This is a genomic window from Gordonia jacobaea (assembly GCF_965344965.1).
GTDB lineage: Bacteria > Actinomycetota > Actinomycetes > Mycobacteriales > Mycobacteriaceae > Gordonia > Gordonia jacobaea.
Genome location: NZ_CBDRLS010000008.1, coordinates 1 through 23,144, shown reverse-complemented (window position 1 = coordinate 23,144; position 23,144 = coordinate 1). Strand labels below are relative to the sequence as shown.

Below are 23,144 nucleotides of genomic sequence, written 5' to 3'. Positions count from 1 at the left end.
GCACACCGTGACCAGCACGCAGCCCGACCCCTTCGCTTCCGACCACGACCTTCGACGTCTGATGTCGACGACGCATCCCGACCCGCACTCGTTCCTCGGTGCCCACGACGCCCCGGGCGACTACACGATCCTGCGGACGCTGCGTCCGAACGCCATCTCGGTGTCGGCGGTGATCGGCGGCGTCGACTATCCGATGCACCATCAGACCGACGACCTGTTCGTCGTCACCGTGCCGATCACCGATCTCATCGACTACCGCTATCGTGTCGTCTACCCCGACGGGCACGGCGGCACAAGAGAATTCGTCGTCGCAGACGGTTATCGGTTCCTGCCGAGCATCGGTGAGCTCGATCTGCATCTGTTCTCCGAGGGCAGGCACGAGGAACTCTGGAAGGTTCTCGGCGCGCACACCGTCACCTACACCACACCGGACGGCGACGTGCCCGGCACGACGTTCTCGGTGTGGGCACCCAACGCGCACGGCGTCGTCGTGATCGGTGATTTCGACGGCTGGAGCGGACGGTCGACGCCCATGCGGTCGATGGGGCCGTCGGGTGTCTGGGAGTTGTTCATCCCCGACGTCGGCGAGGGCACGCTGTACAAATTCCGCGTCCACGGCGCGGACGGCACCATCCACGACAAGGCCGACCCGATGGCCAGGCGCACGGAGGTTCCGCCCGCCACCGCGTCGGTGGTCACCCACTCGGACTTCGTCTGGTCCGACGACGACTGGATCGACCGTCGGGTCGCGAGCGAGCCGACACGCGAACCGATGAGCGTCTACGAGGTGCACCTGGGTTCGTGGCGCAAGGGCCTCGACTATCGCGAACTCGCAGAACAACTCGGCGCCTACGTGATCGAGAAGGGCTTCACCCACGTCGAGTTCCTGCCCGTGGCAGAGCACCCGTTCGGCGGCTCGTGGGGCTACCAGGTCACGTCGTACTACGCGCCGACGGCCCGCTTCGGCAAACCCGACGACTTCCGGTACCTCGTCGACCATCTGCATTCGCTGGGAATCTCGGTGCTCATCGACTGGGTCCCCGCACACTTTCCCAAAGACGAATGGGCGCTGGCACGCTTCGACGGAACGCCCCTCTACGAGAACGCCGATCCGATGCGCGGCGAGCAGCTCGACTGGGGCACATACGTTTTCGACTTCGGTCGACGGGAGGTGCGCAACTTCCTGGTCGCCAACGCACTCTATTGGATCGACGAATTCCACGTCGACGGACTGCGCGTCGACGCCGTCGCATCGATGCTCTATCTCGATTACTCGCGGCCGGCAGGCGGCTGGCGACCGAACATCTACGGCGGCAGAGAGAATCTCGAAGCCGTGCAGTTCCTGCAGGAGACCAACGCAACCGTCCACAAGCTCTTCCCCGGCGCGGTGACCGTCGCCGAGGAGTCGACGGCCTGGCCCGGCGTCACCCGCATGACCGACCTCGGCGGACTGGGATTCAGCCTCAAATGGAATATGGGCTGGATGCACGACACGCTGGGGTACCTGGGACGCGACCAGATCCACCGCAGCTTCCATCACCACGAGATCACGTTCTCGCTGATGTACGCGTGGAGCGAGAACTTCGTCCTCCCGCTCTCGCACGACGAGGTGGTGCACGGCAAGGGCACGCTGTGGAGCCGGATGCCCGGCGACTCCTGGACGAAAGCCGCCGGCGTGCGGGTGTTTCTCGCATACCAGTGGTCGCATCCCGGCAAGCAACTGCTGTTCATGGGCCAGGAGTTCGGACAGACCGCCGAGTGGGCCGACAACCGCAGCCTGGATTGGTACCAGCTTCAGGGTTGGGAAGGTGAACTGCACCAAGGGATCTCGGCGCTCACCACCGATCTCAATCGCGTCTACCGCGAGCGTCCCGCCCTGTTCACGCAGGACACCGATCCGCAGGGCTACGAATGGATCGACGCGAACGACACCGCGAACAACGTGATCAGCTTCCTGCGATGGGGTTCCGACGGCTCGGTGGTGGCGTGTCTGTTCAATTTCTCGGGGGCCGACCGCAGCGACTACCGCGTGGGACTTCCCCACGCCGGAACCTGGACCGAGATCCTCAACACCGACGCCGCCGCCTACAGCGGGGCGGACAAGGGCAATCTCGGCTCGGTGCAGGCCGACGGCGAGGGCTGGCACGGCAGGCCGGTGTCGGCGTCGGTCACGATTCCTGCCAACTCGGCGATCTGGCTCGCACCGGCCTAGGGCACGGCCCGCGCGATCGTCGGAACCAGACGTGACGGCCCGTCGTCGTGATAGCCGTGGTCGGTGGCGCGTCGGAGTAGCGCTTCGACAGAGCCAGGGAAGCCCGCGTCGATGCGGCGATCCGTGCTGGCGTGCAGGATATGCGTCAGTGTGCTGCGGGCAGACGCGATGGTGGATACATCACCGGGATAGCTGCCGAGCTCGGCATCCTGCGAGATCCCGGCTCCGACCTCCGCGGCCAGATGCACTATCGCGGTCAACCGCTCGGTGAGGTCGTTTGCGTTGAGCCCTTCGGCTCGTCCGAGGGCGACGGCGTGACTCCACGCTGCCACTGTGCCCCAAAACGCGTCGAGCAGGGCGAGGTCGAGCGCGGCGACAGCGCCGGGATCGTCGCCGTGGCGTGCGACCTCGGGCGCGATCACCTCGAGCACCGGGAGGGCTTGCTCGTACATGCTCTCGACGCCACCCAGCACCGCCGTCGAGCCAGGCTGCCCCACCAAGACGGAGGGGGTGAGCATCGTCCCGCTCAGATACCTGACACCCTGGCTGGTCACCCAGCCTGCGAGTTCGCGCGCCGAGCTCGGGGTGTCAGACGTGAGGTTCACTACGAGCACGTCCACGCCGGACAGTTCGGCTTGTTCGAGTATGTCGCGCGCAGCGTCGTTGCCCCGCACCGAGATGAGCGCAATGTCGCTGCGACGCACGGCCTCTCGTGGAGTGGTGGCGACATGCGCACCGAGTTCGGCAAGCGGTGCGGTCTTTTCGAGGGTTCGGTTCCATACGGTCACCTCGTGGCCTGCTGAGAGTAGAGCGCGGGTGATGGCCTGCCCGATCGGGCCTGCCCCGATCACGGTCACGGTGGAAGTCATGCCTCAACACTCCTGTGCCGCTGCACTTCTCACAAGTACGCACTTTCGCGTTAGGTAGCCACCGAATGGTTAGTATTGGCTGATGGCTGATGCTTCGAGCAAGGGTCCGTTCTCTTGCGGGCTCGACGCGGCGGTTGCGGTGGTCGGCGGAAAGTGGAAGCCGTTGATCCTGTGGGCGCTGCACGAGCGCCCGTGCCGCTTCGGCGAACTGAGGCGCAACGTTTCGGGCGTCAGCGAAAAGATGCTCACCCAGCAATTGCGCGAACTGGAAAGCGACGGCATCGTCCACCGCGAGGTCTACCGGGAAGTGCCACCACGAGTGGAGTACTCGCTCACCCCGCTGGGACAGTCACTCAACGACGCACTGCTCCCCCTCGGAGACTGGGGCGAAGCCAACCTCGTGACCATCGTCGCCACGCGGCAAACTCCGCGAACTCCCTCGTAAGCTCCTCGCCGATAGCCGGCTCAGAACAGCGCGGCGGCCAGCTTCCGACGAGCGGCCACCACGAAGGGCTCGGCAGGATCGAACAGCTCGAACAACTCGAGCAGTCGGGTTCGTGCACGCGTGCGGTCGTCGCCTGAGGTCGCCTTCACGACGTCGATGATGCGCGCGAACGCTCCCTCCGGATCCTGACCGAGCAGCAGTACGTCCGCGGCCGCGAGCTGGGCGTCGACGTCTGTCGCAGCGGCGTTCTCGACGATCGCCGGGTCGTGCGCCTGGGCACGGAGCATGAAGTCGAGGTTGCGCACCAACGATGCGGCCTCGACGTTGTCGGGCTCGGCCTCGGCAATGGTGCGGTAGTCGGCGAGCGCGCCGTCGAAATCGCCCGCGTTCATCTTGTCCTCGGCGGCGATCATGCGCGGATCGTCGGCGATCTCCTGCTCTGCTTGCGGAGCAGGAGCCCCGGCGAGCGCACCGCCGACCTGGGCGAGGATCTGATCGATCCAGTCGACGATCTCGGCCTCGGGACGGGCACCGTTGAACGCGGCGACCGGCTGACCGGCGGCGAGTGCGACGACCGTCGGGATCGACTGCACACCGAAGGCCTGCGCGATCTGAGGGTTCGCGTCGACGTCGATCTTCGCGAGGACCCACGAGCCGCCCGACGCGTTGGCCAGCTTCTCCAACACCGGCGACAACTGCTTACACGGACCGCACCACTCCGCCCAGAGGTCGACCAGGACAAGCTGTCTCGTCGACCGCGCGAGGACCTCGGTCTCGAAGGTCGCATCCGTCACGTCGATCACGTTGCCGCCGGTCGGCGCCGATCCTGCGCTCGGCTGCTGCGCGGCCGCTGCGGGCTGACGTGCCTGTGCTCGTTGCGCCTCGGCCTTCTCCTTGAGTGCGGAGAGGTCGACTGCACCTGACATGGCAACTGTCGCGGCGGCTTGCTGACGTGCTGCGGCGCCTGCCTGAGTGCGTGCAGCATTTCCCTGAGGCCTGGGGGTCGGTCGTGTCACCCCTCTAGTGTGTCATGTGCATCGCGGCCGCTCACCGGTCGTGCAGCGGGACGCACGACCGGTGCGGCCACCAACGCGAACACCAGCGCGCCGATGACGGGTGTCAGACCGACCGACACCCCCGAGCGGCCTGCGATGAATCCGACGATCGCGGGTCCCGACAGCATCCCGATGTAACCGCAGCCGACGACGGTAGAGATGGCACGTCCGCTCGACGACGCCGTCAGATTGCCTGCAGCCGTGAAGATCTGCGGTATCAGCCCTGCGAGACCGACACCGAAAATAGTCCAGCCGACGATCGCGATGATCGGTTCTGGGGCGAGAATCGCCAGGGTGATTCCGCAGATTCCGAGCGCCGACCCCGCCCGCACCACCCAGACGGGGCCGAGTCGCGCGGCGATCGGATCGATACCGAAGCGGGCGATCGTCATCGCCGCACTGAACGCCCCGAACGCCACCGCGCCGACCGCGTCACGCGTATTGAAATCTTCGACGATCTGCAGCGCACTCCAGTCGTATGCGGTCCCCTCAGCCAGCATGAGTGCGAACGCCACGGCCGCGAGGATTGCCAGTCGACGCAGGTCCAGTCCGTGCCACCAGCGCGCGCCTGTCGTCGACGAATCGTCGTCTGTCGGCCCACCTGCCTCCGACGCCGAAGACGCTTCGACCAATCCCCCACCATCAGGGGCGACGAGCGAGCGGGCACACACCGCGACCAGCACCAGCCCTAGTAGCGCCGACACCCCGACAGTCGCAACGACGCCGACCTGCGCCCACAACGTCGCGGCGACGACGAGCGACCCGGCGAGACCGCCGAGCGAGAAGAAGCCGTGAAACGACGACATGATCGGTCGGCGATACGCCCGCTCGACCGCGACGGCCTGGGCGTTCATGGAGACGTCGAGGCTGCCGTTGACAAACCCGAAGAGCGCGAGCGCGACAGCGAGCGCAACGGTGTTCGACGCCACCGCCGGCCCGATCATGACAGGACACAGCAGCGTCGCCGCGACCAACGTGGTGGTACGCGAACCGAATCGGTCGAGTGCGTGCCCGCTGACCTGCATGCCGACGAACGCCGAGCCGCCGAGCAACAGCAGAAGCCCGCCGAGTTGCTCGTGCGAGGTCTCCGTGCGAGCGGTGATGACGGGGATATGGGCAACCCACAGCGCAGCGAGGAAGCCGTTCAGGAAGAAGATCGCCGAGACCGCACCGCGCGCACGTGCCAGCGTGGATCGTCGAGCAAGCGCGCGGGCCGAGTCAGGACAGATGTCGCATCACCCGGTCGACCTTGCCGGTCAATTCGTCGGTGTGGCCGGGGCGAATATCGGCTTTGATGACGAGCCCGACCCGTGGCGCGAGCTCGCCGACAGCGTCGGTGGCGCGCTTGATCACGTCCATCACCGCGTCCCAGTCACCCTCGACGTAGGTGAACATCGCGGTCGTCTGGTGCGGCAGACCGGATTCGTGAACCACTCGCACCGCAGCCGCGACGGCTTCGCTCATCCCGCCGTCATCGTCGACGGCGTCGCCACCCGACGGAGTGAGACTGAAAGCGGCGATCATAGTCGGCTCCTCTGCGAGCTGTGCGGGATCGGAGGCAACGCAGGCCAGCCCCTAGACGCAGGCGTCAGGCTGCGTACTGGGGCTTCGACTCGGCGTCGAACTGCGCCGACAACTCGGCCAGATGCCCGTTGCGGCGCGCCCACCATTCGAACACGAGGGTGCCGAACGGAGGGATGCTCGAGATCAGCGCGAGCAACGTGACCCCGAGGCTCCACCTCAACGAGACCGCCGTGACGATCGAGATCAGAACGAACGCGACAAACACGATGCCGTGCACCATGCCGGGAACCGCGACGGCCTCGGTGTACCCGAGCACCCACTTGAAGAACATCGCCACCAGCAGCGCAGCCCAGGTGATCGCTTCCAGCACGGCGACGAACCGGAATCGCTTGGCGGGGGTGGACAGGTCGAAGAATTGCTTCATATAGGACATTGTGCCTGATACGGATGCCTACTACGACACGGCGTAGTAGGCATCCGTGATCACGAACGTGTTGGAGTGACCTCAGGCCTTGGGGACTCGGATGATGAGCGCGTCACCCTGACCACCGGCACCACAGAGCGCGGCAACGCCCACGCCCCCACCCCGACGCTGCAGTTCCAGCGCGAGGTGCAGCGTGATGCGGGCGCCCGACGTCCCGATGGGATGGCCGATCGCGATGGCCCCACCGTTGACGTTGACGATGTCGGGGTTGATGCCGAGCGCCTTGGTCGAGGCCAGGCCGACTGCGGCGAACGCCTCGTTGATCTCGACGAGGTCGAGATCGGCCGGCGCGATACCTGCTCGCGCACAAGCCTTTTCGATGGCGTTGGCCGGCTGGAGCTGCAGCGATGAATCGGGGCCCGCAACCACACCGTGCGGACCGATCTCGGCGAGCGGGGTCAGTCCGAGTTCTGCTGCCTTCGCCTTGCTCATCACGACGACGGCGGCGCCGCCGTCGGAGATCTGCGACGAGTTGCCCGCCGTGATGGTGCCGTCCTTGCGGAATGCCGGGCGCAGTCCCGCGAGAGTGTCGGCGGTGGTGTCGGCGCGAATACCCTCGTCCTCGGCGAATTCGATCGGGTCGCCCTTGCGCTGCGGGATGCTCACCGGAACGACCTCGTCGGCAAACAGCCCGTTCTTCCACGCGGTTGCGGCGAGCTGGTGGCTACGCGCGGCGAACTCGTCCTGCTCGGCGCGGGTGAAGCCGTCGGCGTCGTTGCCCTGTTCGGTCAGCGCACCCATCGGCTGATCGGTGAACGCGTCGTAGAGGCCGTCGAATGCGGTGTGGTCCACGAGCTCGGTGTTGCCGTACTTGAATCCGCTGCGGCTTCCCGGCAGCAGGTGCGGTGCCTGGGTCATCGACTCCTGGCCACCGGCGACGACGCACTCGAACTCACCGGCGCGGATGAGCTGATCGGCGAGCGCGATCGAGTCGATGCCCGACAAGCACATCTTGTTGATGGTCAGCGCGGGGACATCCCAGCCGATTCCGGCTTTCACCGACGTCTGGCGCGCAGGCATCTGACCTGCGCCGGCGGTGAGCACCTGGCCCATGATCACGTAGTCGACTGCCGACGCCGGGACACCGCCGCGTTCGAGCGCAGCCTTGATGGCGATCGCACCGAGATCGACACCGCTGAAACCCTTCAGCGAGCCGAGGAGCCGACCGAACGGCGTGCGCGCGCCGGCGACGATCACCGACGTCGCCTGATCTGTTGCCGGGGACATGAGGACCTCCAAGTACTGGGCAGCGACCAACCGAGCGGTCGCTCTGTTCGAATGACGCCTTAAACGTTACCTTTATCGCATGACGACCTCATCATCCGTGCCCCCCGCCAAATCAGCGGTTGCAGTCGATTCAGAAGCCGCAGGTGCGGTCGACTCCCCTGGTGCGACGGCACTCATCTCCGACCTCGTGGTGGCCATCGACCACGTCGGCATCGCGGTGCCCGATCTCGACGCCGCGAAGCAGTGGTACGCCGACCACCTCGGATTCGTCACCCTGCACCAGGAGAGGAACGAGGAGCAGGGTGTCGAGGAAGCAATGGTCGGACCCGCGGACGCAGGGACCGGCGCGGTGATCCAGCTGCTTGCCCCGGCTTCCGAGTCGTCGACGATCGCCAAGTTCCTCGATCGCAACGGACCAGGCCTGCAGCAGCTCGCCGTACGGGTCACAGACGTCGACGAAGTGGTGTCCCGTCTGACGTCCGCAGGAGTCCGCGTGCTGTATCCGGAGGCGCGACGCGGCACGGCCGACTCGCGAATCAACTTCGTGCATCCGAAGGATGCGGGCGGTGTGCTCCTCGAACTCGTCGAGCCCGCGGCCGACAAGGGCGCTTCGACGCACTGAGCCGCACACTTCCGCTCTGACGCCTGCTATTCGCAAAGGCGTTGACGCGCTCAGGCCAGACACAGCACCGCCACAGCACAGACGACTAGACTGTCGAACCATGTCGAGCCAGGCTCCGAGGCAGCAACTCCCGTTCGCCGTCGTCATGCGCGGATACGATCGCGAGCAGGTCGCCGAGCGTTTTCGACGCATCGACGCCGACCTGCGAGTCCTCGCAGCCGACCGTGACGCCGCGACCGCCAACGCGCAAGAACTCGCCGCACATCTGCACGAGGCCCGCGCGACGATCGACGAACTCCGGCGCGAGGTCGACACGCTGTCGGTACCACCCACCACGGCGCAGGGCATGAGCGAACGCTTGAGTCGCATGCTGCAGCTCGCGTCCGACGAGGCGTCGGAAATGCGCGCCGAAGCCAGCGCAGAGGCCGCCGAGACGGTGTCGGTGGCGCGTCAGGAAGCGGCGGAACTCGCCAAGAACTCGCGTGAAGACGCCGACCGCATCGTGTCGGAGGCACGGAGTAGGGCCGAGTCGATCGTGTCGAATGCGGAGAACAAGGCGTCGGGCATCGTTGCCGACGCCGAACAGCACGCAACCGATCTACGCACCGATGCGGAATCGATCCATGCCAAGGCCAAGGCCGACGCCGCCGAGTCGGATCGCCTGTGCACCGAGCGCGCAGCCGCAATGGAAGCCGAACACTCCACGACGATGAACGCGGCACGTACCCAGGCGTCCCAACTGGTCTCCAAGGCTCACGCCGACGCCGACGAACTGGCCCGCCAGAGCAAGCAGACACGCACCGAGGAGCGCCGCCGGCACGACTCGACGCTCGCCGAGGAGCGTCGACAAGCACTGGCCGAGGCCAAGCAGATCCGCGACACCGCGCGCGATATCGCGATCGAACGACTGGCGGGCTCCCGCAATCTCTCGGCGAAGGCCGACGACGCCCGCACGCAGGTCCTCGAGGAGTTCGAGGAGATCCGCACGAAGCTCGTCGAGATCCAGCGTGAGTTCGGCACCTTCCCCGACACGTTGCGACCGGCCGAAGACATCGACTACACCTCGTTGTCGGATGCCGACGACTCCGAACTTCTCAACCGGATACTGTCCGAGCGCGCTCGCTTCAGCACGGGCGACTGACGCCCTCGCGCGTCAGAACAGCCGGAACTCGGTACTCTCCGCACCCCGCAGTGCGTCGTAATCCAAGACGACGCAACGGATTCCGCGGTCGGTTGCCAGCGTGCGCGCCTGCGGTTTGATCTGCTGGGCCGCGAAGACACCACTCACCGGGGCAAGCAACGGATCGCGGTTGAGGAGTTCGAGGTAGCGGGTCAGTTGTTCGACGCCGTCGATCTCGCCGCGACGTTTGATCTCGACGGCGACGGTCGCTCCCTGCGCATCCCTGCACAGAATGTCGACGGGTCCGATTGCCGTCATGTACTCGCGCCTGATCAGCGTGTGGCCGGGCCCGAGAGTCTCGACGTGCTCGGCGAGCAACTCCTGCAGGTGCGCTTCGACGCCGTCCTTGACCAAGCCGGGATCGATGCCGAGTTCATGCGACGAGTCGTGTTCGATCGAGGCGAGCGTGATCCGCAGTTCCTCGCCGGCCTTGTTGGTCACCACCCAGTACGCCTCGACCGAATCGTGCATTGCCGCGATCTCGTCGGGAACCTGCGCCTCGGTCAACCAGCAGGGCGGACTCATCCAGTTGAGCGGCTTGTAGGCGCGGTCGTCGGCATGCACACTCACCGATCCGTCGGACTTGATGAGCAGCAGCCGTTTGGCCATGGGCAGATGAGCCGTCAGTCGGCCGACGTAGTCCACTTGGCATTCCGCGATCACCAGACGCACACCGGGCAGCTTATCGGCCGCACGCGCCGACCAACACGACCCCCGACCCCCGGCGAGCCACGCCGAGCCACCGCCGCGACGAGTCAGGCGTTGCGGTAGTGCTTCAGCAGGAACTGTTCGGCGTCGTCGACGGCGTCGGCCATGGACGAGTGCACGTGCGGGAGCGTGGGGTCGAGGCCCTGCAACTGGGCCGGCACGGCGAGATTGTGGACGAAGGAGTCCGACCGGTGTCGCTCGACACTCGCGCGGACCTCGCCGTCGGGGTCGACGAGAATGATGCGTTTGCCGTTGTCGTCGGCCGAGTTCTTGACGGCGAGCATCATCGTGCGGGCCACCGGGTCGATCACCCCGACGCGCGAGATCTCGATGATCACGACATCGACGCGCTCGATGTCCTCCTCGACCCGACGCAGTGCGCTCTCCGCGCTGCCGAACGTGAGGTCGCCCTGCAACTCGTACACCCGGACACGGTCGCGGCAGGTGCGCAGGAAGCTGCGCTCCTCCTCCGTCCAGTCGTCGCCGATGGAAAAGTCGGCGATGTCGTAGGTCGCTCTGATCGTGACCCGGTTCTCGCGGGTCACGTTGAACATGTGTAGTCCGAGGTCGGCCGACAGGTGCTCGCAGGTGTCGACGCCGCGCACGCTGTTGCCGTGCTCGTCGAGTCGAGGCGAGTAGACACCGATGCCGAGCTGACCGGGCAGCACCGCCAGGATGCCGCCTCCCACACCACTTTTCGCGGGCATGCCGACCGCTGTCACCCAGTCGCCCGCGGCGTCGTACATGCCACACGTGGTCATCACGCTCAGCAGCCGCTGTGCGACCTCCTGGCTGAACACTCGCCGTCCGGTGCGCGGGTTGGCCCCACCGCAGGCGATCGTCGTACCCATTACGGCGAGGTCGTTGGTGGTGACCTCGATCGCGCACTGCCGGAAGTAGAGCGCGATCGCGGCGTCTGGATGGGTGTCGAGTCCGCCGAAGCTGTCGAGCATGTAGGCGATCGCACGATTACGCGACCCCGTGGCCGCCTCCGACTCGAAGACGTCGTGGTTGAGCGTCAGCTGTCGGCCGGCGCACGCCGAGTAGAAAGCGAGAATCTCCTCGAAAGTCTTCTCCACGACCTCGGGATCGACCTCGCGGATCGGAGGAAGGAGCAACGACGACGCGACGATGGCTCCGGCGTTGATCATCGCGTTCTTGGGTCGACGTCGTGAGTCGACGCTGATCTGGTTGAACGCCTCACCCGACGGCTCGACACCGATCTTCGCGTCGACCTCCGTCGGGCCCAATCGGCTCAGCGCCATCGCGTAGGTCAGTGGCTTGGACACCGACTGGATGGTGAACGCGGTCCCCGAGTCACCGAGTGAGTACAGATAACCGTCGTGCATGGCGACCGAGAGTCCGTAACCGTCGGGATCGACCGCCGCGAGTTCGGGGATGTAGTCGGCCACCTCCCCCGCCCGGTCGTCGGCGCAGTCGGACATGATCTTGCGCAGGTAGCCATCCACATGCGAAATCGTCACGCACTGACCGTAACCCGCCGAAGTTCATCGGTCGAGGATTCACCGGTCGAGTGACCGCGCTGGGTCGTCGACAGTCGTGATCTCGACGCCCGCGGCGAACCGGTACGGATTCGCGCTGAGCACGCCGCCGAGACTCTTTCGCAGACGCGACATCTCGGCGCGCACCGTGACGGTGCGGTCGTCGGTGCCGAAGAGTTGCTCCGACATCGCTGCCGCACTCAACCCGTCGGGGTGCGCGGCGAGCAGCGCCAGGATCTCCGTGTGCCGCCGCGACGGACGGTGGGTCCACGAGCCCGTCGCGCCCGATACCCGCACAGTCGGTGGACGGTTGCCCGCGAGGTCGAGTTCGACGAGCGTCGTCGTCGGGTCGCGGTCGTCGGCCACGCGCACGAGCCATCCGCCCGGCAACGGTTCGAACTCGCATGCACCCAGTGCGTGTAACCAGGTGCGCCCGGGCTGCGGAGTCCCGGGTAGAAGCAGCCGCGAGCACGGCGCAACCGAGTCGACCGCCGCCACCCAGCCGTCTGCGTCGACGGCGAGCGCCGGACCGGATGACCGCGCGAGGATCGGAGCCGCGATCGCCCTCAACTCGTCGAGGCGGCGTCGATGATGTTCGCGCAGTTGAGATTCGGCGAGTTTCGCAACTGCACTTACCAGTGCCAGCGTCGTCGGGTGGATGGTTGCGGCGGGGCCACTGACGTCGACGACGCCGAGCACCGCATCCGTTCTCGGGTCGCGGATCGGCGCACCCGTGCACGTCCAGGTGTGGTGTGTTCGAACGAAGTGCTCGGCGGAGAAGACCTGGACGGGACCTCCGGACATCAGCGCGGTTCCGATGGCGTTGGTGCCGACGGACTGCTCTCCCCAGTCCGCGCCCTCGACGAATCCGAGACGATCGGCCCGGTGCAGCACGCGGGTCTGACCTCCACGCCAGAGAACGTGTCCCGCGGCGTCGGCGATCACCAGGATGTTGTCGCCGTCGGCGATCACGGCGTCGAGCCCACCGGTCAGATCGTCGAGAACAAGTGCCAACGGTGACTGAGCCCGACGCGCCTCGAGGTCCGCGGCACCGATGAGACTCTCACCGCTGCCGCGCTCGGGGTCGACACCCGCGCGCAGGACTCGACGCCATGACTCGCCGATCACATCGCGCGGACGCGCGGGTGGGCGGCTGCCCGACATCGCGGCGTCGTACACGGCTGCGAGCACGGCGGGATACTGCCGCGGGTCATCGCCCGCGCCGACCGCGGGCTCGCCCTCTCTGGATGGTGATGTAGCGGTCATCACCAGCGATTGTGCTCTCGATCACAGAAGAACCGCAAAGAACCCCGCGAATGCAACCTGTTGCAACCCTTGCTCACCCCACCCGCTCCCGAGTGTGCTGTGCATCACACCCGCCGGGCGCAACGGCCCGACAGAGATGAGGAGTAGCGATGACTCAAACGCTTGAACCCCAGACGTCTTCACCGACCACCGGACGAGACGAACCGACCGCACGGACACCGGCGGAACGCGTAGACCGCTGGCTCGCCGACTTCGAGTCGGCGCTTCGAGCGCGCGATGTCGCCGCGGTGACCTCGATGTTCGCGACCGACTGCTACTGGCGTGACCTCGTGGCCTTCACCTGGAACCTCAAAACAGTCGAGGGCCGCGAACAACTCGCAGACATGCTCACGGCGCGCCTCGACGACACCGCCCCGGAGTCGTTCGCCGCAACCGAGACTCCGACCGAGGACGACGGCATCGTGACCGCGTTTCTCGAGTTCGAGACCGCGACGGGTCGCGGCGAAGGCATGCTGCGGCTCCGACAGGCGGCCGACGGCGACGACGACCGCGACGAGGCGTGGACGCTGCTCACCACCCTCCAGGAACTGAAGGGGCACGAGGAGCGCCGCGGCGCGAGCAGGGTGCTGGGCGCAGTCCACGGGTCCGAGCCCGACGCGCGATCCTGGGCCGAACGCCGTGAGGCCGAGGAAGCGGAACTCGGCCGATCAAGCCAGCCATACGTGCTCGTCGTCGGCGGCGGGCAGGGCGGTATCGCGCTCGGTGCGCGCCTGCGGCAACTCGGCGTTCCGTCGATCGTCGTCGACAGTCACGACCGACCGGGCGACCAGTGGCGCGGACGGTACAAGACGCTGTGCCTGCACGATCCGGTCTGGTACGACCACCTGCCCTACCTCCCCTTCCCCGACAACTGGCCCGTCTTCGCGCCCAAGGACAAGATCGGCGACTGGCTCGAGTTCTATACGCGCGTCATGGAGGTCCCGTACTGGTCGAAGACCACGTGCACGTCGGCGAGCTACGACGAGCAAGCCGGGCGATGGACCGTCGAGGTCGAGCGCGACGGCGAACACCTCACGCTCACCCCGACCCAACTCGTCCTCGCGACCGGGATGTCGGGCAAGCCCAACGTCCCGTCGTTCCCCGGCCAGGACGTGTTCGCCGGCGAGCAACACCACTCGAGTCAGCACCCGGGACCCGACGGCTTCGCAGGCAAACGCGTCGTCGTGGTCGGTGCCAACAACTCGGCACATGACATCTGTAAAGCGTTGGTGGAGAACGGGATCGACACGACGATGATCCAGCGATCGTCGACACACATCGTGAAGTCGGACTCGCTCATGGAGATCGGTCTCGGCGCGCTCTACAGCGAGCAGGCCGTGGCGTCGGGCATGACGACCAAGAAGGCCGACCTCACCTTCGCCTCGCTGCCCTACCGGATCATGCACGAGTTCCAGATTCCGCTCTACGACCAGATCCGGGAGCGCGACAAGGACTTCTACGGGCGGCTGGAGGCGGCAGGCTTCGACCTCGACTTCGGCGACGACGACTCGGGACTGTTCATGAAGTACCTGCGCCGCGGCTCGGGCTACTACATCGATGTCGGCGCGTGCGAGCTGGTTGCCGACGGCACCATCAAGCTCGCTCACGGCCAGGTCGACCACCTCACCGAGAACTCCGTGGTGCTCGCCGACGGCACAGAGCTTCCAGCGGACGTGGTGGTCTACGCGACCGGGTACGGCTCGATGAACGGGTGGGCCGCCGACCTGATCGGCCAGGATGTCGCCGATAGAGTGGGCAAAGTGTGGGGCCTCGGCTCCGACACCACCAAGGATCCCGGACCGTGGGAAGGCGAGCAACGCAACATGTGGAAGCCGACCCAGCAACCGGGCCTGTGGTTCCACGGGGGCAATCTGCACCAGTCCCGCCACTACTCGCTCTACCTCGCACTACAACTCAAGGCACGATTCGAAGGCATCGACACCCCGGTCTACGGGCTACAGGAGGTCCACCACCTGAGCTGACCGGTCGTCGACTGCCGTTCTCGACCCACTGGCCAGAATGTCCTGCGTGCCTCTTGGACGCAGGACATTCTGGCCAGTGCGTCCGGAAGTGGCCCAGCGCACAGTGAATCGGATGCCGTGAACATCGAACCGCTCGGGCCCTGCTGGCGCCACCTTCCCGAGCCGACCGAACGGAGCGCACCACCATGACCAACCCCAGGCCCAACCTGCTGGTCGCCTACCTCGCGACCCCCGGCGGCGAGGATGCACTGGCACTGGGCGCGCAGTTGGCCCAATCCTTCGACGCCGACCTGAAGATCTGTCTGGTGGTGCCGCCTTCCACACCAGCCGAACAGGCCGTGGCACCGGGCGACTTCCAGGAGATCCTGGACAGGCAGGCCGCGACTTGGCTCGACGACGCACTGCGCACGCTGCCCGACGGTGTCGAGGGCGAAGGCTATGTCGCCGAGTACGAGAACGCCGCGGAGGGCTTGTCGATCGAGGCGGAGCGGCTGGACTCGTCGATGATCGTCGTCGGCGGGTCCGGGGGCGGCATACTGGGCCGTCACACGCTCGGTTCCGTCGTGACCAATCTGGTGCACACCTCGGCGACCCCGGTCGCGGTGACGCCCCGCGGTATTCGCGAGATCGTCTCGCCGGTCACCCGCGTCACGTGCGCGGTGGGTCGACGGCCCGGCGTCGAGGCGCTGTTGCAGGCGGCGACGAGGGCGTGCACAGCCGCCGACGTCCCGCTCCGATTGTTGTCACTACTGCCCGTCGACGACGGCCTCTCGAGCGACCCGACGAAGGACTCCGAGGCCCGCCGCGTTGTGCACGAGCACCTCGAGCGCACCGTCGCCGCGGTGCGCGACGACCTGCCGGACGGGCATCCGGTCACCACCGCGATCGCGACCGGCAAGACCGTCGAAGACGCTGCGGCGTCGCTGGATTGGGAGCCGGGCGACCTCCTCTACGTCGGTTCGAGCCGACTGGCACAGCCATTCCACCTGTTTCTCGGATCAACCGCGGCAAAGATGTTGCGGGTGCTCGCCGTTCCCATGATCGTCGTCCCCCGCGGCGCCTGACTCCGGAGTTCTGCAGAGATGAGTACGACCCCATCGTCGCCAACCGAATCGCCCGACCCTGCGCCGTCCGTCACCATTGATGCGAACAGCAAGGGACTCGCGTCGGGGAAGGTCGGAGTGTTCTCCGGTGCTGTCCTCGGGATTTCGACGGTGGCCCCCGGTTACACGCTCACCGCGAGTATCGGACTGATCGTCGCGGCGGTCGGGCTCAAGATGCCCGCGATCTTCATCGCCGGTTTCATCCCGATGTTCCTGACCGCGTACGCCTACCGGGAACTCAACAAGGACACCCCCGACTGCGGAGCGTCGTTCACCTGGTCTACCAAGGCATTTGGGCCGTACGTGGGCTGGATGTGCGGCTGGGGCATGGTCGTGGCGACCATCATCGTGCTGTCGAATCTCGCGGCGATCGGCGTGCAGTTCTTCTACCTGATCATCGCCCAGATCTTCGACAAGCCGTCGATCGCAGATCTCGGCACCAACAAGCTCGTGAACATCCTGACGACGCTGGTGCTCCTCGCGATAGCCACGTGGGTGTCGATGCGCGGGATCACCACGAGCGAACGACTTCAGTACGTGCTGGTCGGTTTTCAGCTCATCGTGTTGTTCGCATTCGCCATCATCGCGTTCGTCAAGGTCGCCGACGGATCCGCGCCCGCGGGACTGCATTTCGACATCGACTGGTTCAATCCCTTTACCGGACTGACCATCTCCGCGTTCGCAATCGGGCTCACCGGATCGATCTTCGCGTTCTGGGGTTGGGACACGTGCCTCACGCTCGGCGAGGAATCCAAAGACCCCAAGCGCACCCCCGGACGTGCCGGGTTGCTGTGCGTGATGTCGATCCTGCTCACCTATCTGCTCGTGGCGGTCGCCGTGATGATGTATGCGGGTGTGGGCACCGACGGGGTCGGGCTGGGCAACGAGAACAACGCCGAGAATGTCTTTGGCGCACTGGCCGATCCGATCCTGGGACGATGGGGCGGCGTCCTGCTGTTCGCCGCGATCCTGGTCTCGTCGATCGCCAGCCTGCAGACAACCTTCCTGCCGGTCGCACGCACCATGCTGGCCATGGGTAGCTACGGAGCATTTCCGAAGAAGGTCACCGAGATCAGTCCGCGCTTCCTGTCACCGTCCTTCGCGGCGCTCGTCGCCGGCATCGTCACAGCCGTCTTCTACACGGCGGTGACGCTTCTGTCCGAGCGCACGCTGATCGACACCATCGCCGCGCTGGGCATCATGATCTGCTGGTACTACGGCATCACGGCGTTCGCGTGTGTCTGGTACTTCCGGCGCGAACTCTTCTCGTCTGTGCACAACTTCTTCTTCAAGTTCTTGTTCCCACTCTTGGGCGGTGCCGCACTGATCGTGGTGTTCGTCATCTCGGTCGGAGAGAGCATGAATCCCGACAACGGTAGTGGCGCTTCGATATTCGGCGTCGGACTTGTCTTCTACATCGGTTTCGGATTGCTGGTGCTCGGACTCTTCGTGATGCTCTACCTACGCATGCGCCAGCCCGCGTTCTTCCGGGGCGAAACGCTCCCCCGCTCGCTGCCCGTCTCGTCGGACGCCGACAGCGCCTAGCCTTTCGAGAGCGGTCACATGGTGACTGCGCTGTGCGCAGCGATGTCACTCTCGACGAGCAACTCTGTGGTGTGCGCGATGTGATCACGCAGCGCTGTCACTGCGCCGTCGGCGTCGCGCGCAAGCGCCAACTCCATCATTCGACGATGCTCGCCGTCGAGATCGCGATTCTTCTCCCGCCCCAACGGCTGCGACCAGCGTCGGTAGAGCTCGGCCTCGTCGCGTAGACCGTTGGCCAACTGCAGGAGCTTCTTGTTCCCACATCCGTCGAGCAGTGCGCGGTGGAACGCCGCATGGGCCAGCGCCCATTCATCGGTCACGCGCACGGGATCGTCGTCGGTGAGATAGGGCGTACCGACCATCCGGTGATGAGCGGCGACGACCGACGACTCCCACGCGAGGTCGCCGTCACCGATGGCACGACCGAAGACCAGGCCCTCGAGTTCGAGACGCGCGTCGGTCAGTTCGCGCAACCGGGGAACGGAGATTTCGGTGACCGCGTACCCGACGTTGGGTTCGTTGGTGACGAGCCCCTCGAGCGACAACCGCGTAAGTGCCTCGCGGATCACACTCATGCTCGCGTCACATTCTTCGGCAAGAGTTCCGAACTTCAGGCGGTCACCCGGCAGATACCGACCCCCGAAGATCTCGCCGCGCAACTGCGCGTAGACGAGGTCGCCGCGCGTCTGCTTCGCCTTCACTGTTGCCATGGTCACAACCATAACCCACTCTTGTCCGCATTAGCGTCTGATCGACCGATTTTCGAAAATAACTTGCACTGGCGAATATGAGGGAGTAGACCAGAGGTCAGTGACTGTGACACCGATCACCTTCTGGCATCGATGCGCAGCGATACGAGGAAGTGAGCAATCATGCGCCTGGGAGTTCTCGAGAAGCGCGCGGTGTTGGTCGACGACGGACATCGGCTGGCAATCGACATCGCCGAGGCAAGCGACGGACGGTTCGGGCCATCGATCACCGCGATCTACGACGGCTGGGACGATTTCGCCGCGTGGGCCCGCGACATCGACCCCGCCAACGGCAGCGTCTTCGACGCCACGCTGGAGAATCCGATCCCCGAGCCGGCGCAGGTCTTCGCCATCGGCCTCAACTACGCAGAGCATGCGGCCGAGTCGAAGTACGACGTCCCCGACTTCCCACCTGTGTTCACCAAGTACCGCACGTCGCTGGCAGGCCCGGTCGGCGTCGTCGAGTTGACGGGCCCCAAGATCGACTGGGAGGTCGAGTTGGTGGCAGTGATCAGCCGTGCGGCACATCGTGTCAGCGAAGCGGACGGTTGGGATCATGTGGCCGGTCTGACGATCGGGCAGGACATCTCCGATCGCGAAACCCAGTTCAACGCGCACCCGCCGCAGTTCAGTCTCGGCAAGTCGTACCCGGGGTATGCCCCGATGGGACCTGTCGTCGTCACTCCGGACGAGTTCGCCGACCGCGACGACCTCGAGCTCAGTTGCGACGTCAACGGAGAACAGATGCAGAAGGGCCGGACGTCGGAGATGATCTTCTCTGTCCCGCAATTGGTCTCGCGTCTGTCGCACATCACGCCGCTCCTCCCGGGCGACATCATCTTCACGGGCACACCATCCGGTGTCGGCATGGGCAGAACGCCGCAGCGATTCCTCACCGACGGTGACGTTCTCACTTCACGAATCGCAGGCATCGGCGAAATCGAACAGCGCTTCGTCGCAACGGCTGAGACGCGGTGATCGACGATGGCACTGCACAGACTCGCGTCGGTCACCATGGGAGTACCGAATGTCGAAGAAACCCTGGCCTACTACACGGAGTTCGGGCTGACGCCGACGTCAGACGGCTGGTTGTCGACCACAGAGGGTGGCGAACAGTTGCGGATCGTCGCCGCGCCGACGCGTCGACTCCTCGAACTCTCGGTCGGCGCTGACGATCTCGACGACATCGACCGCATCCACCACGAACTGATCTCGAAAGGCTTTCTCGCGCAACGGCACGGCGACGAGGTGACCGCCCACGAACCGGTCGCCGATCTTCGCGCCACCGTTCGAGTCCTGCCGCGACTGAACCAACAGCGTGTCGAACCGACTCCGTACAACGGCCCCGGCCGCATCGAACGGTATGGCCGCGCACCCGGCGTGATGCGCGACTACCCGATCAAGCCGCACAAGCTCGGACACGCGGTCCTCGGTTCCACCGACTACGTGGCGACCTGCCGATTCTTCGTCGACGGACTCGGCTTCAAGATCAGCGACCACATCAAGGGGCACGGATCGTTCCTGCGCTGCTCGCAAGACCACCACAACGTGCTCGTCATGAACTCGCCGGTGACCTACCTGCACCACACCTCATGGCAGGTCGACGATATCGACGATGTGGGACGCGGCGCGGCCGCGATGCTCGAGGGCAATCCCGAACGCCATGTCTGGGGCCTCGGCCGACACCACGCCGGGTCGAACTTCTTCTGGTACCTGAAGGACCCGGCAGGGAACTTCTCCGAGTACTACTCCGACATGGATTGCATCCCCGACGATGCGCTGTGGACGCCGGAAGATCTCGAAGGCGCACGCGGACTGTTCAATTGGGGACCGCCACCTCCCCCGAGTTTCCTCGCTCCCGAGGATCTGGCCGCGATGATGACCGGCGCCCACTCGACCAACTGACGCCCAACACTCCCGCTCGAACAACTCCCCAACCCCTTATCCACCCCTCCGGCACGACTGCCGGCACTTCGACCATGGAGGTCGACTCCGATGGAAACCGTCACCACAGATGTCCTCATCGTCGGCGCAGGACCGGCAGGCCTGACCGCAGCAGCACTGCTCGCCAAGTACGGCGTCAGGGCACTGACCGTCAGCCGATACTCGGGAACCGCGAACTCACCGCGCGCCCACATCACCAATCAGGGTGCGATGGAGGTGTTCCGCGACCTCGGCATCGACGACCGCGTGCGTGCCGCAGCCGTGCCGAACGAGTACATGGGCAACAACGTCTGGGCGACAAGCTTCGCGGGGACCGAGATCGCCCGGCTGAAGTCATGGGGTTCGGGGACGCTACGGCACGCCGACTACGAGGTATCGAGCCCGACGGAGATGTGCAACATTCCGCAGCACATCCTCGAACCGATACTCCTGCAGGCAGCGCGTGAGCTCGGCGCGGAGATCCGGTTCAGCACGGAGGCCGTCTCACTGACCGACACCGGCGATCACGTCGACGCCATCGTGCGCGAACGCACGACAGGCGCCGAGTATCGGGTACGCGCCAAGTATGTGATCGGCGCCGACGGCGGACGTTCGACAGTCGCACAGCAGATGGAGTTCCCCCTGCGCGGGGAGATGGGCCTCGGCGCCGCCATGAATATCTGGCTCGAAGCAGACCTCTCCCAGTACACCGCCCACCGTCCCGGAACGCTCTACTGGATGGCACAGCCGGGCAACGACTATTGGGTCGGTAGCGGAACGTGGATCTGCGTGAAGCCATGGACGGAGTGGGTGTTGCTGTGCATGTACAACCCCGAGGACGGCGAACCCGACACGTCCGAGGAGGCGGTCATCGAGCGGGCCCGCACCACCATCGGCGACGACTCGATCGACATCCGTATCAAGGCTGTCAGCAAATGGCAGATCAACCACGTCATCGCCGACACGTTCAGTAAGGGTCGGGTGTTCCTCGCAGGCGACGCGGCGCACCGCCACCCACCTGCGAACGGTCTGGGCACCAACACCTCGGTGCAGGACTCCTTCAACCTCGCGTGGAAACTCGCCATGGTGCTGCGCGGCGACGCCGAACCGGCACTCCTCGACACCTACACGCAGGAGCGCCAACCCGTCGGTGAGCAGGTCGTCGATCGCGCGATGGAAAGTGTGCGCAACATGCTGCCGATCTCGCAGGCACTCGGCTTCGAGCCCGGACAGTCCGCGGAGGACGGTTGGAAGATGCTCGACGAGTTGTTCTCCGGAACCGAGCGCGGCGCCGCCCGACGCCGCGAACTCGACAGTGCCGTCGCGCTTCAGAACTATCAGTTCAACGCGCACGGAGTCGAACTGGGACAACGCTATTCGTCGACATGCATCGTCGACGACGGCACCGACTACCCCGAGAATGTCCGCGACGCAGAGCTCTACTACCAGCCGACGACACATCCGGGAGCGCGCCTACCCCACGCGTGGGTGGAACAGGGTCGACGCCGCGTATCGACCATCGACATCACGGGCCACGGAGCGCTCACCCTCATCATCGGCGAGAACGGCGAACGCTGGCGTGCCGCGGCAGCACAGGTTGCAGACGAGTTCGGAGTCGAGCTCGACGTCCGAGCTGTCGGCGTCGGCTGTGAATACCACGATGTCCTGCGTGAGTGGACGCACCAGCGGGAGGTCGGCGACGACGGCGCGCTTCTCGTCCGCCCCGACCATCACGTCGCGTGGCGGAGCATGGCGATGGTCGACGATCCGGCCTCCGCCCTCCGCACCGCGATCAGCACGGTGCTCGGCAGGCAGGTGCCTGCGAACTCAGCGCCGACCGCACCCCGCGGATCGGTGGAGACGGTCGTTTCCCACGACCAGCCTGTCGCAGTTGTTACGGTCGGGACCGGAGCACCGCTCGTTACCGGTTCGAACTGAACCGACGCGGGCACGTCGCTCAACCGACCGACGACCAAGCTCCCGCTACAGCGACGCTCGATCGATAAGGGAGGAACGGCATAGATGCCAAAAACCGAACCAGAACCGATACGCGAACCGCGCGGTGATCACCTGCTCACCCCAGAAAACTGTGTGGTCACGTTCATCGACTACCAACCCGAGCAGTACTCGACGATTACGTCGACCAGCACCGAAGCCATCAACCTCGGGGTGGTCGCTCTTGCGAAACTCGCCACCGCCTACGACGTCCCCGTCGTCCTCAGCACCGTCGGCGTCGACCTCGGTGTGAACACCGGAACCACCGAAGCGCTGCGATCGGCACTTCCCGATGTCGAGGAGATCGACCGCACGGGCGTCAACGCGTGGGAGGACGCCGACTTCCGTGACGCCATCCGTGCGACGGGCCGCCGAAAGGTCGTCATCGCCGGCCTGTGGACCGAGGTCTGCCTCACGTTCCCGACGCTCGACATGCTCGCCGAGGGGTACGACGTCTACCCGGTCATCGACGCTGTCGGCGGAATCAGCCCGGTGTCTCATGAGCAAGCGATCACGCGGATGGTCACGGCGGGCGCACAGCCGGTGACCGCTATCTCGTTCGGCGCCGAGCTCATGCGCAACTGGGCGCGCCCGGACTCGGACAACCTCCGCACCGTCATGCGGTGGTACTTCCCGGAACGAGCGCGCCTCGGCCTCGAATAGGCCTTAAACGCAGTAATGCCCCGCACCACGGGGGTGCGGGGCATTACTGGG

Annotated in this window: 21 protein-coding genes; 11 read left to right on the top strand and 10 right to left on the bottom strand. The window is 65.7% G+C overall.

The window, feature by feature from the left end; all coding sequences use genetic code 11:
- The first annotated feature begins 7 nt into the window (after nt 1-7).
- Nucleotides 8-2,212: a 1,4-alpha-glucan branching protein GlgB gene (glgB, locus tag ACRVY7_RS21535; protein WP_431818587.1), complete on the top strand. Its 2,205-nt coding sequence runs from the start codon at nt 8-10 to the stop codon at nt 2,210-2,212.
- Here the strand turns inward: glgB and ACRVY7_RS21530 are convergent.
- Nucleotides 2,209-3,081, bottom strand: a complete 873-nt coding sequence (locus tag ACRVY7_RS21530; protein ID WP_431818586.1) for an NAD(P)-dependent oxidoreductase — start codon at nt 3,079-3,081, stop codon at nt 2,209-2,211. The two genes, glgB and ACRVY7_RS21530, sit on opposite strands and share 4 nt — an antisense overlap.
- Nucleotides 3,082-3,163: 82 nt before the next feature.
- Between ACRVY7_RS21530 and ACRVY7_RS21525 the strand changes: the two genes are divergently transcribed.
- Nucleotides 3,164-3,526, top strand: coding sequence for a winged helix-turn-helix transcriptional regulator (locus ACRVY7_RS21525; RefSeq protein WP_049700930.1), 363 nt, complete (start codon nt 3,164-3,166; stop codon nt 3,524-3,526).
- 20 nt (nt 3,527-3,546) lie between these two features.
- On the opposite strand, the gene trxA is transcribed toward ACRVY7_RS21525, so the two are convergent.
- The 5 genes from trxA to ACRVY7_RS21500 all read right to left on the bottom strand — a co-directional run bounded on the left by trxA (nt 3,547) and on the right by ACRVY7_RS21500 (nt 7,816).
- Nucleotides 3,547-4,452, bottom strand: coding sequence for a thioredoxin (gene trxA, locus ACRVY7_RS21520; RefSeq protein WP_431818674.1), 906 nt, complete (start codon nt 4,450-4,452; stop codon nt 3,547-3,549).
- Nucleotides 4,453-4,538: 86 nt separating this feature from the next.
- A complete protein-coding gene (locus tag ACRVY7_RS21515) occupies nt 4,539-5,768 on the bottom strand; it encodes an MFS transporter (RefSeq protein ID WP_431818673.1) in 1,230 nt (409 codons plus the stop codon).
- A 31-nt stretch (nt 5,769-5,799) separates the two neighbouring features.
- Nucleotides 5,800-6,105: a thiamine-binding protein gene (locus tag ACRVY7_RS21510; RefSeq protein WP_431818585.1), complete on the bottom strand. Its 306-nt coding sequence runs from the start codon at nt 6,103-6,105 to the stop codon at nt 5,800-5,802.
- A gap of 64 nt (nt 6,106-6,169) precedes the next feature.
- The gene (locus ACRVY7_RS21505; RefSeq protein WP_431818584.1) at nt 6,170-6,538 is read right to left on the bottom strand and encodes a DUF3817 domain-containing protein; all 369 of its coding nucleotides are present in this window, start codon (nt 6,536-6,538) and stop codon (nt 6,170-6,172) included.
- Between the two features lie 72 nt (nt 6,539-6,610).
- Nucleotides 6,611-7,816, bottom strand: coding sequence for an acetyl-CoA C-acetyltransferase (locus ACRVY7_RS21500; protein WP_049700957.1), 1,206 nt, complete (start codon nt 7,814-7,816; stop codon nt 6,611-6,613).
- Nucleotides 7,817-7,895: 79 nt separating this feature from the next.
- On the opposite strand from ACRVY7_RS21500, the gene mce reads away from it, so the two are divergent.
- Complete coding sequence (gene mce / locus ACRVY7_RS21495) at nt 7,896-8,438, top strand: methylmalonyl-CoA epimerase (protein WP_431818583.1); 543 nt, start codon at nt 7,896-7,898, stop codon at nt 8,436-8,438.
- 100 nt (nt 8,439-8,538) lie between these two features.
- Nucleotides 8,539-9,579: a coiled-coil domain-containing protein gene (locus ACRVY7_RS21490; protein ID WP_431818582.1), complete on the top strand. Its 1,041-nt coding sequence runs from the start codon at nt 8,539-8,541 to the stop codon at nt 9,577-9,579.
- Between the two features lie 12 nt (nt 9,580-9,591).
- Here the strand turns inward: ACRVY7_RS21490 and nucS are convergent, their stop codons facing one another.
- From nucS to ACRVY7_RS21475, 3 genes are all read right to left on the bottom strand, one after another.
- Entirely contained in the window at nt 9,592-10,290 is a 699-nt protein-coding gene (gene nucS, locus ACRVY7_RS21485; protein WP_431818581.1) for an endonuclease NucS, read from the bottom strand.
- Nucleotides 10,291-10,373: 83 nt separating this feature from the next.
- Complete coding sequence (gene glsA, locus ACRVY7_RS21480) at nt 10,374-11,810, bottom strand: glutaminase A (RefSeq protein ID WP_431818580.1); 1,437 nt, start codon at nt 11,808-11,810, stop codon at nt 10,374-10,376.
- 39 nt (nt 11,811-11,849) lie between these two features.
- The gene (locus tag ACRVY7_RS21475) at nt 11,850-13,094 is read right to left on the bottom strand and encodes a helix-turn-helix domain-containing protein (RefSeq protein ID WP_431818579.1); all 1,245 of its coding nucleotides are present in this window, start codon (nt 13,092-13,094) and stop codon (nt 11,850-11,852) included.
- 149 nt (nt 13,095-13,243) lie between these two features.
- On the opposite strand from ACRVY7_RS21475, the gene ACRVY7_RS21470 reads away from it, so the two are divergent.
- The 3 genes from ACRVY7_RS21470 to ACRVY7_RS21460 all read left to right on the top strand — a co-directional run bounded on the left by ACRVY7_RS21470 (nt 13,244) and on the right by ACRVY7_RS21460 (nt 17,763).
- A complete protein-coding gene (locus ACRVY7_RS21470) occupies nt 13,244-15,115 on the top strand; it encodes an NAD(P)-binding domain-containing protein (protein ID WP_431818578.1) in 1,872 nt (623 codons plus the stop codon).
- Between the two features lie 185 nt (nt 15,116-15,300).
- Complete coding sequence (locus ACRVY7_RS21465) at nt 15,301-16,179, top strand: universal stress protein (protein WP_431818577.1); 879 nt, start codon at nt 15,301-15,303, stop codon at nt 16,177-16,179.
- A gap of 18 nt (nt 16,180-16,197) precedes the next feature.
- Nucleotides 16,198-17,763, top strand: a complete 1,566-nt coding sequence (locus ACRVY7_RS21460) for an APC family permease (protein WP_431818576.1) — start codon at nt 16,198-16,200, stop codon at nt 17,761-17,763.
- 14 nt (nt 17,764-17,777) lie between these two features.
- Here ACRVY7_RS21460 and ACRVY7_RS21455 read toward each other — a convergent pair whose 3' ends face one another.
- The gene (locus ACRVY7_RS21455) at nt 17,778-18,473 is read right to left on the bottom strand and encodes a GntR family transcriptional regulator (RefSeq protein WP_431818575.1); all 696 of its coding nucleotides are present in this window, start codon (nt 18,471-18,473) and stop codon (nt 17,778-17,780) included.
- Nucleotides 18,474-18,635: 162 nt separating this feature from the next.
- Here ACRVY7_RS21455 and ACRVY7_RS21450 point away from each other — a divergent pair, with 162 nt between their 5' ends.
- From ACRVY7_RS21450 to ACRVY7_RS21435, 4 genes are all read left to right on the top strand, one after another.
- Nucleotides 18,636-19,490: a fumarylacetoacetate hydrolase family protein gene (locus ACRVY7_RS21450; protein WP_431818574.1), complete on the top strand. Its 855-nt coding sequence runs from the start codon at nt 18,636-18,638 to the stop codon at nt 19,488-19,490.
- Between the two features lie 6 nt (nt 19,491-19,496).
- Nucleotides 19,497-20,417: a VOC family protein gene (locus ACRVY7_RS21445; protein ID WP_431818573.1), complete on the top strand. Its 921-nt coding sequence runs from the start codon at nt 19,497-19,499 to the stop codon at nt 20,415-20,417.
- A 90-nt stretch (nt 20,418-20,507) separates the two neighbouring features.
- Nucleotides 20,508-22,373 (top strand): FAD-dependent monooxygenase, encoded by a 1,866-nt coding sequence (locus ACRVY7_RS21440; RefSeq protein ID WP_431818572.1) that lies wholly within the window; start codon nt 20,508-20,510, stop codon nt 22,371-22,373.
- An 84-nt stretch (nt 22,374-22,457) separates the two neighbouring features.
- Nucleotides 22,458-23,093, top strand: coding sequence for an isochorismatase family protein (locus ACRVY7_RS21435; protein ID WP_431818571.1), 636 nt, complete (start codon nt 22,458-22,460; stop codon nt 23,091-23,093).
- Nucleotides 23,094-23,144: the final 51 nt, after the last annotated feature.

What these genes read in the sequence shown, in the direction of transcription:
- trxA (WP_431818674.1), bottom strand. Translation starts at nt 4,452, where the DNA reads ATGTCAGGTGCAGTCGACCTCTCCGCACTCAAGGAGAAGGCCGAGGCG.
- ACRVY7_RS21500 (WP_049700957.1), bottom strand. Translation starts at nt 7,816, where the DNA reads ATGTCCCCGGCAACAGATCAGGCGACGTCGGTGATCGTCGCCGGCGCG.
- ACRVY7_RS21440 (WP_431818572.1), top strand. Translation starts at nt 20,508, where the DNA reads ATGGAAACCGTCACCACAGATGTCCTCATCGTCGGCGCAGGACCGGCA.
- ACRVY7_RS21490 (WP_431818582.1), top strand. Translation starts at nt 8,539, where the DNA reads ATGTCGAGCCAGGCTCCGAGGCAGCAACTCCCGTTCGCCGTCGTCATG.
- ACRVY7_RS21455 (WP_431818575.1), bottom strand. Translation starts at nt 18,473, where the DNA reads ATGGCAACAGTGAAGGCGAAGCAGACGCGCGGCGACCTCGTCTACGCG.
- ACRVY7_RS21470 (WP_431818578.1), top strand. Translation starts at nt 13,244, where the DNA reads ATGACTCAAACGCTTGAACCCCAGACGTCTTCACCGACCACCGGACGA.
- ACRVY7_RS21530 (WP_431818586.1), bottom strand. Translation starts at nt 3,081, where the DNA reads ATGACTTCCACCGTGACCGTGATCGGGGCAGGCCCGATCGGGCAGGCC.
- ACRVY7_RS21475 (WP_431818579.1), bottom strand. Translation starts at nt 13,094, where the DNA reads ATGACCGCTACATCACCATCCAGAGAGGGCGAGCCCGCGGTCGGCGCG.
- ACRVY7_RS21435 (WP_431818571.1), top strand. Translation starts at nt 22,458, where the DNA reads ATGCCAAAAACCGAACCAGAACCGATACGCGAACCGCGCGGTGATCAC.
- ACRVY7_RS21450 (WP_431818574.1), top strand. Translation starts at nt 18,636, where the DNA reads ATGCGCCTGGGAGTTCTCGAGAAGCGCGCGGTGTTGGTCGACGACGGA.
- ACRVY7_RS21465 (WP_431818577.1), top strand. Translation starts at nt 15,301, where the DNA reads ATGACCAACCCCAGGCCCAACCTGCTGGTCGCCTACCTCGCGACCCCC.
- mce (WP_431818583.1), top strand. Translation starts at nt 7,896, where the DNA reads ATGACGACCTCATCATCCGTGCCCCCCGCCAAATCAGCGGTTGCAGTC.
- ACRVY7_RS21510 (WP_431818585.1), bottom strand. Translation starts at nt 6,105, where the DNA reads ATGATCGCCGCTTTCAGTCTCACTCCGTCGGGTGGCGACGCCGTCGAC.
- ACRVY7_RS21525 (WP_049700930.1), top strand. Translation starts at nt 3,164, where the DNA reads ATGGCTGATGCTTCGAGCAAGGGTCCGTTCTCTTGCGGGCTCGACGCG.
- ACRVY7_RS21445 (WP_431818573.1), top strand. Translation starts at nt 19,497, where the DNA reads ATGGCACTGCACAGACTCGCGTCGGTCACCATGGGAGTACCGAATGTC.
- ACRVY7_RS21460 (WP_431818576.1), top strand. Translation starts at nt 16,198, where the DNA reads ATGAGTACGACCCCATCGTCGCCAACCGAATCGCCCGACCCTGCGCCG.
- ACRVY7_RS21505 (WP_431818584.1), bottom strand. Translation starts at nt 6,538, where the DNA reads ATGTCCTATATGAAGCAATTCTTCGACCTGTCCACCCCCGCCAAGCGA.